The sequence below is a fragment of the Streptomyces sp. SUK 48 genome (assembly GCF_009650765.1).
In the GTDB taxonomy this organism is placed as follows: domain Bacteria; phylum Actinomycetota; class Actinomycetes; order Streptomycetales; family Streptomycetaceae; genus Streptomyces.
In genome coordinates, this window is sequence record NZ_CP045740.1 from 1,239,420 (window position 1) to 1,252,878 (window position 13,459).

Annotated in this window: 10 protein-coding genes; 5 read left to right on the plus strand and 5 right to left on the minus strand. The window is 74.3% G+C overall.

Annotated elements, in window-relative coordinates; translation table 11 throughout:
- Window positions 1–6: 6 nt before the first annotated feature.
- Complete coding sequence (locus GHR20_RS05240; RefSeq protein ID WP_153812410.1) at window positions 7–405, plus strand: TOBE domain-containing protein; 399 nt, start codon at window positions 7–9, stop codon at window positions 403–405.
- Here GHR20_RS05240 and GHR20_RS05245 read toward each other — a convergent pair.
- Window positions 359–1,924 (minus strand): PucR family transcriptional regulator, encoded by a 1,566-nt coding sequence (locus GHR20_RS05245; protein ID WP_153812411.1) that lies wholly within the window; start codon window positions 1,922–1,924, stop codon window positions 359–361. The genes GHR20_RS05240 and GHR20_RS05245 overlap by 47 nt on opposite strands.
- A gap of 211 nt (window positions 1,925–2,135) precedes the next feature.
- Between GHR20_RS05245 and GHR20_RS05250 the strand changes: the two genes are divergently transcribed.
- The 3 genes from GHR20_RS05250 to GHR20_RS05260 all read left to right on the plus strand — a co-directional run bounded on the left by GHR20_RS05250 (window position 2,136) and on the right by GHR20_RS05260 (window position 7,085).
- On the plus strand, window positions 2,136–2,960 hold the full coding sequence (locus tag GHR20_RS05250) for an FAD binding domain-containing protein (RefSeq protein ID WP_153812412.1): 825 nt from the start codon (window positions 2,136–2,138) through the stop codon (window positions 2,958–2,960).
- Window positions 2,957–5,695: a molybdopterin-dependent oxidoreductase gene (locus tag GHR20_RS05255; protein WP_153812413.1), complete on the plus strand. Its 2,739-nt coding sequence runs from the start codon at window positions 2,957–2,959 to the stop codon at window positions 5,693–5,695. Before GHR20_RS05250 ends, GHR20_RS05255 begins: the two co-directional genes overlap by 4 nt.
- 73 nt (window positions 5,696–5,768) lie before the next feature.
- On the plus strand, window positions 5,769–7,085 hold the full coding sequence (locus GHR20_RS05260) for a M1 family metallopeptidase (protein ID WP_153812414.1): 1,317 nt from the start codon (window positions 5,769–5,771) through the stop codon (window positions 7,083–7,085).
- Between the two features lie 47 nt (window positions 7,086–7,132).
- On the opposite strand, the gene GHR20_RS05265 is transcribed toward GHR20_RS05260, so the two are convergent.
- Together GHR20_RS05265 and GHR20_RS05270 are read right to left on the minus strand one after the other, a co-directional pair.
- Window positions 7,133–8,080, minus strand: a complete 948-nt coding sequence (locus tag GHR20_RS05265) for a pyridoxamine 5'-phosphate oxidase family protein (RefSeq protein ID WP_153812415.1) — start codon at window positions 8,078–8,080, stop codon at window positions 7,133–7,135.
- 86 nt (window positions 8,081–8,166) lie between these two features.
- Window positions 8,167–8,871: a hemerythrin domain-containing protein gene (locus tag GHR20_RS05270; protein ID WP_243877941.1), complete on the minus strand. Its 705-nt coding sequence runs from the start codon at window positions 8,869–8,871 to the stop codon at window positions 8,167–8,169.
- Between the two features lie 303 nt (window positions 8,872–9,174).
- Here GHR20_RS05270 and GHR20_RS05275 point away from each other — a divergent pair, with 303 nt between their 5' ends.
- Window positions 9,175–9,351: a hypothetical protein gene (locus tag GHR20_RS05275; RefSeq protein WP_153812416.1), complete on the plus strand. Its 177-nt coding sequence runs from the start codon at window positions 9,175–9,177 to the stop codon at window positions 9,349–9,351.
- An 82-nt stretch (window positions 9,352–9,433) separates the two neighbouring features.
- On the opposite strand, the gene GHR20_RS05280 is transcribed toward GHR20_RS05275, so the two are convergent.
- Window positions 9,434–12,928: a BTAD domain-containing putative transcriptional regulator gene (locus GHR20_RS05280; protein WP_153812417.1), complete on the minus strand. Its 3,495-nt coding sequence runs from the start codon at window positions 12,926–12,928 to the stop codon at window positions 9,434–9,436.
- 178 nt (window positions 12,929–13,106) lie between these two features.
- A complete protein-coding gene (locus tag GHR20_RS37325; RefSeq protein ID WP_243877942.1) occupies window positions 13,107–13,433 on the minus strand; it encodes a hypothetical protein in 327 nt (108 codons plus the stop codon).
- Window positions 13,434–13,459: the final 26 nt, after the last annotated feature.

A 13,459-nucleotide genomic window follows, 5' to 3' on the forward strand; every position in this document is an offset into this window, starting at 1 on the left:
TCGGGGGTGGCGACGTACAGCATCGGCCGGGCCGCGCGGCTGCTGAGGGTGAGTCCGGAGACCGTGCGCCGCTGGGCGGACGCGGGGCGGCTGCCCATGGCGCGGGACGGCTCGGGCAACCGGATGATCGACGGCGTGGGGCTGGCGCTGTTCGCGCGGGAGCGGGCGGCCGGCGACGAGCGGGCCGCCGCGCCCGGGCCGCCGTCCTCCGTGCGCAACGCCTTCACCGGCATCGTCACGGCACTGACCGTCGACGACGTCGTGGCGCGGGTGGAGATCCACTCCGGGCCGCACCATGTGGTCTCGCTGGTGACGCGCGAGGCGGTCGACGAACTGGGGCTGGCGGTCGGTGTCATGGTCACCGCGCGGATGAAGTCGACGGACGTGTATGTCGGCGGCTCGTAGGGGCGGACGCGCCGGGAGGCGTGCGGCAGAGCAGGGCGGCCCATAGGTCGAGGCGGTCGACGAGGCGGGACAGGTCCCGGCGGGTGAGGTGCTCGACGCGCTGGATCCGGTAGTGGACGGTGTTGACGTGCAGATGCAGGGCCTCGGCCGTGCGGGCCCAGGACCCGTCGTGGGCGAGGAACGTCTCCAGGGTGTGCAGCAGCATCGCCGCCGAGCCGCTGCCCGCCTTGTCCAGGGGGCCCAGGACGGTGCTGCTGTAGGCCGCGCGGACCTCGGCCGGTATCCCGGTCAGCAGGGTGTCCACGCCGGCGAGGGCGGCCACGTCGGTCAGAGCGGAGGCGTCCGGCGCGGTGGTGCGGGCCGCGGCCAGGGCGTACGACGCCTGGACGAGTGCCGCCGCGAGGTCCCGCGGGGTGCCGGCGGAGGCGCTGGTCCCGCCGTGCAGCGGGGTGTCCGGCGCGCAGGCCGCGAGGTGCGGCCACAGCTCGGTGACGGCGTCCTGTCCGTCGGCGGGGAGCACGGCGAAGGCGGTGCCCTCGGGGAGGCGCCCCACGGCGGCCGGTCCGCGGGCCGCGTGCGCGACCGCCTCGGCGAGGGCGCCCCGCGCGTGGCCGGCGTCGCCCGGGCCGGTGTCCGCGACGACCACGCGGCAGGCGCCGTCGGTGGTCAGCCCGCAGGAGCGCAGCGCCTCTTCCACGGTCGCGTGCTCGGCCGGACCCCGGGTGAGCAGCGCGCCGAGCGCGTCCGCGGCCCGGTGCCCGGCGGCCCGGCGGCGGGCATCCGCCTGCCGGCAGCGGTCCAGCGTCTCCGTGATCTCGTGCAGCAGGCTCGGTGGTACGGCGTCGGCGTCGGGCAGATGCAGGTACCAGCGTTCGTACGGGGTGCGGGCGTCGGCGCCGACGGGCACGGTCGTCCCCGTGTCGCCCCCGGGCAGCGCGGCGGCCTCCCATACCGCGAGCGGGGTGGCGCCGGGTGTGGTCGCCACGGTCCGGCCCGCCGCCGTGACGAGGTGGGCGGTGCTGCCGGCCAGGGGCGCGAAGGCCGTGGCGAGCACCTCCCGCGGGTCGGCGTCCTGGGCGATCAGCCGGTCCAGCCGGGCCCGCAGATGCTCGGGCATGGCGTGGTGGCGGGACAACTCGCCCCACTGCCGCAGGTACACGGCCTCCGTGATCGTACGGAACATGATCCGCGGGGGCACCGCCGCCACCGGCACGCCCTGGCTCGCGCACGCCTCGACCAGGGGGCCGGGCACCGCGCCGTGCATCTCCTCGCCCGCCAGCAGCAGTGCCACGTCCGCGTCCTTGAGCGCCCGCACGAACCGGGCCGCCGCCTCCCGTTCGTCCTCGGCGCGCCACCACACCAGCCCGCTGAGCACCACCTCCCCCGGTCGCACGAAGCGGGCGGGGTCCTCCAGGTCGGTCACGGTCACCCCGCTGATCTCTCGCGCCAGCAGGGCGGGGGCCGCCCACAGCAGACGCAGTCCGAGGGACTCGTCCCGCAGGAGGTGTTCGACGTGCATGAGGTACGGCTCCTTGTGCGTCCGCCGCACGGCGGGCCCGGCACGGGGGATCTCACATTCACCAGGTGGATGCGGTTCGGGCCATCGTAAATGCCAAGGCAAAGCCGGGATACACCTCTTGGATGATCCACCAGGATCCGGTGCCGGGACGCCGGTGTTTCCGTACGGCGAACCAATCGTCCGGCGCCGCTCCGGGCTGTTCACTTCGGTCATGGACCTGAACACAGTGGTGGAGGTACGGGACGCCCGGCGCCCTGCGCCCTGGCGGCCGGGCGATGCCTGGCTGGGCGGCGGCACCTACCTGTTCTCCGAGCCGCAGCCGCGCCTGCGCCGCCTGGTGGACCTCGGCAGGACCGGGTGGACACCGGTGGAGCTCCGGCCGGACGGCTCCCTGGAGATCGCCGCCACCTGCACCATCGCCCGCCTGTCGCGCTTCGCGAAGGGACTCGGCACCGAAGCGGCGCCGCTGTTCGAGCAGTGCTGCCGGGCGTTCCTGGCCTCCTTCAAGATCTGGAACATGGCCACCGTGGGCGGCAATCTCTGCAACGCCCTCCCGGCGGGCCCGATGATCTCCCTCACCGCCGCCCTGGACGGGGAGTGCCTGCTGATCTCGCAGGACGGAGCACGGCGCCACAGGCGGGTCGCCGACTTCGTCACCGGCGCCGGACGCAAGGAACTCGCCGAGGGCGAGCTGCTGCGGTCCGTCACCCTGCCGGCCCGCGCCCTGGCGTGCCGTACGGCGTTCCGGCAGGCGTCGCTGTACGGGCTGGGCCGTTCCGGGGTGCTGGTCATCGGCGCGCTCGATCCGGTGGACGGCTCCCTGGCGGTCACGGTGACCGCCGCCACGGTCCGGCCGGTGCGGCTGTGGTTCCCGCTGCCGCCGACGGCCGAGGCGCTGCGGGCGGCCATCGGCTCGTCCGTCGCCGGCGACGAGTGGTTCGACGACATCCACGGGCTGCCCGCGTGGCGGCGGCACATGACGTACCGGTACGCGGAGGAGATCCGCCGGGAACTCGAAGGAGGCGCGCCGCGATGAGGATCGAGGTCAACGGAAGGGCCCACGAGGAGGAGCCCCGGCCGGGCCAGTGTCTGCGCACCTATCTGCGCGAGCGCGGCTGGTTCGGCGTGAAGAAGGGCTGCGACGCGGGCGACTGCGGCGCCTGCACGGTGCACGTCGACGGCGAGCCGGTCCACAGCTGTCTGTACCCGGCCGTCCGGGCCGACGGCCGGGAGGTCACCACCGTCGAGGGCCTGGCCTCGCCCGACGGCGAACTCCACCCCGTCCAGCGGAAGTTCCTCGACGCCCAGGGCTTCCAGTGCGGTTTCTGCACGGCCGGTTTCCTGATGACGACGGCGGCCCTCGACGACGAGCAACTGACGGATCTCCCCCGGGCGTTCAAGGGCAATCTGTGCCGCTGCACCGGCTATCGGGCCATCGAGGACGCGGTGCGCGGCGTCCGTCATGTGGAGGCGCCCGGCGCCGGCGAGTCGGTCGGCCGCAGCCTCCCCGCTCCGGCCGGTCCCCAGGTCGTCACGGGCACCGCCCGCTACACGTTCGACCTCGATGTGCCCGGACTGCTGCACATGAAGCTGCTGCGCTCTCCGCACGCCCACGCCCGCGTCACCGCGATCGACACCTCGGCGGCCCTGCGCGTGCCCGGCGTGCATGCCGTCCTCACCCATCTCGACGCCCCGGAACGGCACTTCTCCACCGCCCGCCACGAGCACCCGGAGGAGGATCCGGACGACACCCGCGTCCTCGACGACACGGTCCGCCACGTCGGGCAGCGGGTGGCGGCCGTGGTCGCGGACAGCGAGGCCGCGGCCGAGGAGGGCTGCCGTCGCGTCGAGGTGTCGTACGACGTCCTGCCCGCCGTGTTCGACCCGGAGGAGGCCATGCGGCCGGGCGCGCCCGTCGTGCACGACAAGGACGCCGCCACCGCCCGCATTTCCCGCCCGCGCGAGAACGTCGTGGGCGAGGCGCACGGTGAGATCGGCGATGTGGAAGCGGGTTTCGCGCGGGCCGACGCCGTGTACGAGGGCACGTACCGCACGCAGCGGGTGCAGCACGCCAGCCTGGAGACGCACGGCGCGGTGGCCTGGCTGGACGAGGAGGACCGGCTCGTCGTCCGCTCCAGCACCCAGACGCCCTTCCTCACCCGCCGCGCGCTGTGCGCCCTCTACGACCTGCCGCAGGACAAGGTCCGGGTGCTGGCGGGCCGGGTGGGCGGCGGGTTCGGCGGCAAGCAGGAGATGCTCGTCGAGGACATCGTGGCGCTGGCCGTGCTGCGGCTGCGGCGGCCCGTGAAGCTGGAGTACACCCGGGCCGAACAGTTCTACGGCGCCACCACCCGGCACCCCTTCACCATCGGGGTGAAGGCCGGCGCGCTGCGGGACGGCACGCTGACCGCGCTCAGGCTGCGGGTGGTCGCCAACACCGGCGCGTACGGCAACCACGGGCCCGCGGTGATGTTCCACAGCATCGGCGAGTCGACCGCCGTCTACCGGGCCCCGCACAAGAAGGTCGACGCCTTCTCCGTCTACACCCACACCGTGCCGGCCGGCGCGTTCCGGGGCTACGGCCTCGGGCAGGTGCTGTTCGCCGTCGAGTCCGCGCTCGACGAACTCGCCCGCCGACTCGGCCTGGACCCGCTGGAGTTCAAGGCGCAAAACATCATCGGTCCGGGCGAGGCGATGCTCACCCCCGGCGGTCACGAGGAGGATCTGCACATCGCCAGCTACGGCCTGGACCAGTGCCTGGCCATCGTGCGCCGCGCCCAGGCGGAACCCGGCGGCGAGCCGGCCCCCGAGGGCTGGCTGGTCGGCGAGGGCAGCGCCCTGGCCATGATCGCGACGGGGCCGCCCGGCGGTCACCTCGCCGACGCGAGGGCGGCCCTGCTTCCCGACGGCGGCTTCGAGCTGGCCGTCGGTACCGCGGAGTTCGGCAACGGCACCACCACCGTGCACCGGCAGATCGCGGCGGGCGAACTCGGCACCACTGTCGACCGGATCACCGTCCGCCAGTCCGACACGGACGTCGTGCGCCATGACACCGGCGCGTTCGCCTCCACCGGCGTGGTGGTGGCGGGCAAGGCCACCCTGCGCGCCTGCCGCGCCCTGGCCGACCTGCTGCTCGACCTCGCCGCCGCCCAGCTGCGCGTCCCGCGCGCCGACTGCGCGCTCGCCGAGGAGGCCGTCGTCCACCCGGGCGGGCGGCTGACCCTCAAGGAGCTGTACGCCGCCGCCCACGCGGTCGGCGTCTCCTGCGTCGCCGACGGGCACTTCGGCGGCACCCCGCGCTCGGTCGCGTTCAACGCCCAGTGGTTCCGGCTCGCCGTCGATCCCGGCACCGGGGAGATCCGCGTCCTGCGCAGCGTGCACGCCGCCGACGCCGGCAAGGTCATGAACCCCATGCAGTGCCGCGGCCAGGTCGAAGGGGGCATCGCCCAGGCACTCGGCGCGACCCTCTTCGAGCACGTCCGCATCGGCGAGCGCGGGGAGGTCGAGACCGCGGCCTTCCGCCGCTACCGCCTCCCCCAGTACGCCGACGTCCCGCGCACCGAGGTCCACTTCATGGAGACCACCGACGCCATCGGCCCGCTCGGCGCCAAGTCGATGAGCGAAAGCCCCTTCAACCCCGTCGCCCCCGCCTTCGCCAACGCCCTGCGCGACGCGACCGGCGTCCGCTTCACCGAACTGCCCCTCACCCGCGACCGGGTGTGGATGGCGCTGCGAGATCACGCGGTGAGCGGTTCCACCGGAGACTTTTGACAATCTTGAGCCAACCATTGCGCGATGCCAGGGCTCTGACGTGACGCACGCCGCGATCGACAGGAGACCTGGCATGAAAGCTCGTACGGCGACCGGCCGTCGGCCTCCATCCGCCTGCGCGGGCTCTCTGTCCGGCTGGGCGACGGCGGCGGCCTTGCTCCTGGCGCTGACGACGGCCTGCGCGGGCCCCGCGCCGGGGGACCGCGCCGCCGCGGCCGCGAGACCGGGGGCGGCCGGAGCGGGTGACCGGCTGTTCCCCCAGCTCGGCAACGGCGGCTACGACGTGGCGCATTACGGGCTGACCTTGGATTACGTCCCGGAGACCAACCACCTCAGGGGCACGGCGGTCATCACCGCGCGGGCCACCCAGGACCTGAGCCGCTTCGACCTCGACCTGTCGGGGCTGCGGGTGCGCGCCGCCACGGTACAGGGGGCGTCCGCCCAAGTCGCCCGTTCGGGAGACGAATTGCTGGTGACGCCCGCGAAGCCGGTGCGCGACGGCGAGGTCTTCAGGACCGTCGTCGCCTACGACGGCACCCCGCGCACGATCAAGGGCGAGGACGGCGGCCTCGAAGGGTGGATCGAGACCGACGACGGCTCGACCGCCCTGGGCCAGCCGACCGGCTCCATGACCTGGTTCCCGGGCAACCATCACCCCTCGGACAAGGCCACGTACGACATCACGGTCACCGTCCCCAGGGACGCGGACGGCGACTTCTACGACGTCGTGAGCAACGGCGAGCTGATCAGGCAGGAGGCCGAGGGCGACACGATGACCCGGCACTGGCGCACCGAGGAGCCCATGGCCAGCTACCTCGCCCACGTCTCCGTCGGCTACTTCGAGACCCATAAGGGCTGGACCCACGACCACGTGCCCGTCTACGTCGCCGTCGACCCCGACGAGTCGCGGGACGCCACCGCCGTCGCGGACCTGGTACCCGAGATCGTCGACTGGGCGGGCGATCGTTTCGGCCCCTACCCCTTCTCTTCGACCGGTGCCGTCGTCGACCACCTGCCCGGGCTCGACCACGCCCTGGAGACCCGGAAGCGGGGCGGCAGGAGCACCGGCGAGATCTTCGAGAGCTTCTACGACGGAACGGACGCCGAGAGCGAGGGCATCTGGGCCTTCCCGCCCGCCGCTCCGCCCAGCGCGGGACGGGTGTCCGACCCGCCCGTCCACGGACGCGGCGCCATGGTCGTGCACACGGTGCGCGAGGCCGTCGGCGACGAGACCTTCTTCGGCATCCTCCGTACCTGGACACGCCGGCACCGGCACGGCAACGCCGACACCCGGCAGTTCGTCGCCCTGTGCGAGAACGAGTCCGGGAAAGACCTGACGGGACTCTTCGACACCTGGCTGTTCGGCGAGCGGAAGCCGTCTCGGATGTGACGGGAGCGGCGCGCGGCCCCGTCGGGGCGGGTCCCGACGGGGCCGTTTCAGTCGGTGCTGTCCGGCTGGGCGAGGGCTTGGAAGAGGTCCCACCGCACGCGTGGGCGGGCGAGGCCGCGGGCGTGCAGGTAGCGGGAGGTCGAGCGGCGGGCCGTACTCAGGGTGCGGAAGGCGTCCCGGGGGCCGCCCGAGCCGGCCGGTTCCACCACTCGTTCGGGGACCAGTGTCCACTCGTCCCCGCGGGACACGAGTTCTCCGCGGATCAGCGCGTTGTGCATGCCGTTGAGCAGTTCGTCGTGCCGGTGCACCAGCAGACTGGCCCGTCCCGGCACGGCGCCCTCCAGTGCCGTCGCGGGGATGCCGAAGCCGTCGGCCGTGACGCGGGGCCGTACCCGTGCCAGCAGCGGTGCACGGCTCGCGTCCCGCGCGCCGAGGACGGCGCTCGGGTAGCGGGCGACGAGGTCGGCCCCCGGGATGTCCGCCGGTGCGGCCGGGCCGGCTCCGGCGGACCGGTCCCCGTGGGGGCCCGTGTCCACGGCGTGGGCGAGCGGCGGCCGTACCTCGACGTGATCGGGCGTGACGGTGATGAAGAACCGCAGGTAGTACCAGTCCATGAACCACCGGGCCGGTCTGCGCACGAACGCCCGGGAGTGCGGCTGGCGCCGGAACATGGTGCGCCAGTACTCGACCGCCTCGTCGGGTCCGGTGTGGATCTCCTCCGGGCAGTGGGCCGTGCCGCTGACGAAGACCTGGGGCGCCTCGGGGGCACCGCTTCCGGTCGGGTCGGAGAAGAGGAGGGCCACCCGTCCGTCACGGCGTACGTTCAGCGCCTTCTGCGCGAAGGCGAGACTGGTGGTGATCAGGAAGGTTCCGTCCGGGTTGCGCGAGGCGGCCGTCGGCCAGGTCAGCGGCGTGCCACCGGAACCGAGGGTGGTGAACTCGCAGGTGCGGTAGGCGTCGATGGCGGTACCGAGCGCGGCGTCGATCGGGTGCATGGTCCGGGACTCTCCGACAGGGGAACCGGCTCGGCCGCTGTGCGCGGGGGCCGGGGGGTGCAGGGGGTGCGAGGGCGCGGCCATGGTCAGTCGGTTCCCGGAGCCCCGCGCAGGGCGCGGCAACGCGCCGCGTACTGGCGTCGGCCGGCGAACCGCCACAACAGGCGGCCGGCGAGCGGCGCCCTGCCGAGGAACCATGCCCGCTCCTCGGCCGTGGCGTCCTCCAGGATCGCGCCCAGTGCCAGCAGTACCTTGTTCTTCGGCAGGGCCTCCAGGCCGCGCCGGCCCACCAAGTCCCATTCGGCGACGGTGAGATGGTCGGCCACCAGGGGGAGGACCAGGCGCTCCTCGTCGTCCAGGTGCTCGGTCAGCGCGTCGCGGTGCTCGTCGAGGAGATCGGCCAGGGTCCGTGCCGTCACCGGGGCCGCGTCGTCGCACCACGCGCCGAGCAGGCCGGGCAGGCGGGCCAACGTCGCGTCGATGACGGTGTGCTGACGTGTCATGCGGTCCACCAACTCCTGCCGGGCGCCCGCACGGGTGCGCAGCAGCGGCCAGATCAACTCGTCCTCGATGTGGTGATGGTGGTGCAGGCCGTCCGCGTACTCCCGCGCGTACTCCGCGATCGTCCGCGCCCGTGCGGTGTCACCGGCGGGCACGGCGCGCACCAGCCGGGGCAGAAGGGCGGACTCGCGCCGGAACACCCGGTGGACGATGACCATTTCGTGCGTGTACGGCCGGTCCGGGACGACGGCGGGCATGGCGGGCCGGACAGGTGTGGTGCTGGGGGGCAAGGCTTTTCTCCAAGCGGGAGGAGCAGTTCCCGCACAGCGTCGCAAGGCGCGCTCTACGCCCGTTCTACCCCCGCTCTACGGCCGTTCGACGGCTGTTCCGCGCCCGTTCCGCGCCCGCCCGGCGGTGCGTCGACGGCCCGTGTCCCACCCGAACTCCCGTGCCAGGAGGCGAGGTCACGGACCGTAGAATCGGCGTCGATCGCACATAGATCGGGTGCCGCGACCCTGGGCTCGCCACCACCAACCAGCTCAACCGGCGCGTGTCCGCGCCGGCTGCCGTCCATGAGGGGGATCGGGCCACCGATGGCCAGACGCAAGCAATTCCGCAACACCAGAATCCGCACAGCCGTGGCCGTGACGCTGTTGGGCGTCGCCGTGCTGCTCGTGGCGGTCCGCATCACATCCCCGTCGCCCGCCGCGGTGCGCGCGAACAGCTGGGTGATCTGGAACAGCATGGGGACGGGTTACAACCCCTCTTGATACGACCCTTCTTGACCGGCCTCTCTTGACCGGCCTCTCTTGATCCGCGCTCCGCGGACGCCGTGCCGGCCCCCGACCGATGTCAGGCGGCCGGTACGGCGTCCAGCAGCGCGGCGATCTCCTCGATGTCGGGCAGCCCCAGGCGCAGGCTGCTCTCCCTGGCCCGCTCCAGGCAGCCGCGAGCCGCGGTGAAGTCGCCGAGATCCGTCCAGATCCTGCCCAGGACCACGAGACACTGGGCGATGTCCCGGGCGGCCCCCGCCTCCTCCAGTGCCGCCAGCGACTCCCGCGCGTGCTCCAGTGCCGGCCGCTGTCTCCCCAGGGCCCGCAGGCTGTCGGCCATCCGGAAGCGGGCCTGGGCTCCATGGCTGCGCAGGCCGGCGTCCCGGGAGACGGTGAGGCAGTCGGTGAAGGCGGTGACGGCCTCCTCGTAACGGCGCAGCGCGTGCAGCGCCAGACCCAGCACGTAGTGGGTGAAGGCCCGTACGAGGTCGTCGGGGCGCGAACGGAGCCCGCGCAGCACCGATTCGCAGGCGGCGACGGCCTCGGCGGCCTGCCCGCTGCGCGCCCGGGCGAGTGCCGCGTTGACGGTCGTCACCAGTTCGCCCGAGCGGTGCCCCAGCGCGCGGGCGAGCGCGATCGCCTCGTCGTAGTGGCCGACGGCCTCACCGGGTCGCCCCAGGTAGGAGGTGATCAGCCCGAGGTCGTTGGCCGCCTGGCGCAGGACGACCAGGTCGTCGCTCTCCCGGCACGCCTCGGCCGCGGCACGTGCCTGCGCCTCGGCCCGCACCGGCTCCCCCGCCGCCAGATGATAGGTACCGAGCAGGAACCGTGCCCGGCCCTCGGTGCGGCGGTCCTGGAGGCGGACGGCCGCCTCCGCCAGCCGCCGTACGGTCGGCGGCCCCTCTCCCAGCCGCGGGTCCGGGCCGAACGGCGACAGCGCGATCAGCAGGTCCACGGCCCGCCGGAGAGCCGGTCCGTCGTCCGCGCCGGACGCTGCCGCCGGGTCGGCCGCGCCGTCCGGCCGGTCGACCGGCCGGCCGGGACCGGGGATGCCGTCCGGCCGCTCGACCGGATGGCTGTGGCCGGGGATGCCCATCGGTCGGTCGGCCGGGTGGCTGTGGCCGGGGATGCCGGTCGGTCGGTCGGCCGGGTGGCCGGGGCCGAGGATGTCCGTCGGTCGCTCGACCGGGCGGCCGGGACCGGGGATGCCGGTCGGTCGCTCGACCGGATGGCCGGGGCCGGGGACGCCCGTCGGTCGGTCGGCCGGATGGCCGGAGCCGGGGACGCCCGTCGGTCGCTCGACCGGATGGCCGGAGCCGAGGACGCCCGTCGGTCGCTCGACCGGATGGCCGGAGCCGAGGACGCCCGTCGGTCGCTCGACCGGATGGCCGGAGCCGAGGACGCCCGTCGGTCGCTCGACCGGATGGCCGGAGCCGAGGACGCCCGTCGGTCGCTCGACCGGATGGCCGGAGCCGAGGACGCCCGTCGGTCGCTCGACCGGGTGGCCGGGGCCGAGGATGCCGTCGGCGATCCGGCCGGCGAGGGTGAGCGCGGCCTCGCTCTCCTCCACCGCCCATCGCTGGGCGGACTTGAAGTCGGCGAAGGCCATTCCCGCGGTGTCCGTCTGCGCGAGGGCCTCGCCGACGGGGTCGTCGGGGACCGCCCACCGGAACGCCTCGCGGGCCGTGGCCAGGAGGAAGTCGAGCTGTCGGCGCGGCACGGAGACCGTCTCGGCCGGGTGCCGCGTCCGGGACTTCTGCCGGGCGAACAGCCGCAGCAGGTCGTGGAAGCGGTAGCGGCCGGGACGCGGTGCCTGGAGGACGGCCAGATCGACGAGGGACTCCAGCAGGTCCTCCGCGTCGGGCTCCGGCACCCCGAGGACCGCGGCCGCGGTGGAGGCCGCGACGAGGGGGCCCGCCAGGAGCGCCGCCTGCCGGAAGGCCGTCGCCTGGTCGGGCGTCAGCTGCCGGTAGCCCAGCTCGAACGTGGCCCGGACCGCGAGATCGCCGGTGCGCAACTCGTCGATACGCCGGTGCTCGGCCCGGAGCCGCTCGCCGAGCGTGCCGATGCTCCAGCCGGGACGGGCCGCCAGCCGGGCGGCCACGATGCGTACGGCCAACGGGAGGTACCCGCAGGCGTCGAGCACCTCCCGGGCGGCGACCGGCTCGGCGTCGACGCGCCGCCGGTCCGTGGTGCGCGCCAGCATCCGCAGCGCCTCGACGGGGGTCAGCACATCGAGATCCGGCTGGAAGCAGACCGGCAGGGAGCTCAGCCGGGTCCTGCTGGTGATCACCACGGCGCAGCCCGGTGTGCCCGGCAGCAGCGGCCGTACCTGGGCGGCGTCGTGCGCGTCGTCCAGGACGAGCAACAGGCGTCTGCCGTCGACGGCGGAGCGGAACAACGCGGACCGGGCCGCGAGCGCCTCGGGCAGGGAGCCCGGGTCGGTGCCCAGGGCGATGAGGAAGTCGGCGAGGACCGTCTCGGCGGCCACCGGGCGGCCGGCGTTGCCCCGCAGGTCGGCGTAGAGCTGCCCGTCGGGGAAGGCGTGGCGCACCCGGTGGGCCGTCTGCACGGCGAGGGAGGTCTTGCCCACGCCGCCCATGCCCGAGACGGCGACGACCGCCGGAGCGGACCGGTCCTGCTCGGTGAGCGCCCCGGCGAGCCCGGCCAGGAGTTCCTCACGGCCCGTGAAGTCCGGCAGCGCGGGCGGGAGTTGAGCGGGCGGGGGCGGCATCGGCCGGGAGCCGGTCGGGGCTTTGTCCACGTCGTGGTCGCGGTCGTGGTCGTCGTCGGACCGGCCCCGCTCCCGTACGGCGGGCTCCGGCGGGGCACCGGTCAGGATGCTCTGGTGCAATGCGGCCAGTTCCGGGCCCGGTTCGACGCCCAGTTCGTCGACGAGGACCGTGCGGGCGTGCCGGAACGCGGCGAGGGCGTCGGCCCGCTTGCCCTCCCGGTGCAGCGCCTCCATGAGCAGGGCGTGCGAGCGTTCGCGCAGCGGATCGGCGGCCACCAGCTCGGTCAGGTCCCGGACGCACTGCTCGGTGCGGCCACCGCGCAGATCCAGGGTGATCCGCTGTTCCAGCAGGTCCAGCCACACTCCGCGCAGGCGCTGCCGCTGGCGCTCGGCGAACGGTCCGGGCACGCCGAGGAGGGGCTCGCCGCGCCACAGGTCCTGCGCCCGGCGCAGCAGGGTGCGGGCCGTGTCCGGTTCGCCGCGGCGCAGGGCCCGCTCGGCGTCGGCGATCAGGCGCTCGGCCACCAGCGCGTCCACGTGGTCGTCGGGGACGGCCAGTTCGTAGCCGTCGCCGCGCGCGACGAGTACGGAGGGGCGGGCCGGATCCGGCTCCAGCAGCTTGCGCCAGCGCCACGCGTAGGTGCGGATGGTGTTCATGGGGCGACCGGGCGGGCGGTCGCCCCACAGCGCGTCCAGCAGGTCGCACGCGGTCGCGGCCTTGTTCCGGCTGAGCAGCAGCACCGCGAGCATCGCCTGCTGCTGGGGAGGCCCGGCGGCGAGGACGTCCGCTCCGCGATGCACGCCCAGAGGTCCGAGCACCGAGAACCGATGTATCGCCACGCACGCCTCCCGAAGGCCCTGCCGGGCCTTCCTCCGGCCCCGAGGCGCAGAGCCTACCGAGGCGCGTGACCGGCTCCAACGCGCTACGAGCACGGGCGGGTCGGTTACGGAGAGTTCCGGGGCGCAGGGGAGAGCGAGGAGCAACGGGAGCGAGAGGATGAGCAGGGCGCGGCTGGTCTCAGGCGCCGGGCGGGCCGGGCCGGGGCACGGACCGGCGGTCGCGGAGTGCGGCCAGGGTGAGGGCGACGGCCACCGCGAGTGCCACGGCACCCCACCGCATGGCGAGGGCGATGCCCGAGGCGGTGCCACCCGGGTGGCGTTCGGCGAGCGAGACCAGGAAGGCGATGCCGAGCGCGGTGCCGATCTGGGTGGACATGCCGGTCAGGGCGCCCGCGAGGCCCTGGTCGGCGGCGGGCAGGTCCTGGGTCGCGGTCGATCGTATGGCGTGGGCACACACGCGTACCGGGAAGACGCAACCGGCCTGCGCGCGCTCGGGCAGGCGCACACCGCCCTGGCGGCCACGGACGGCCC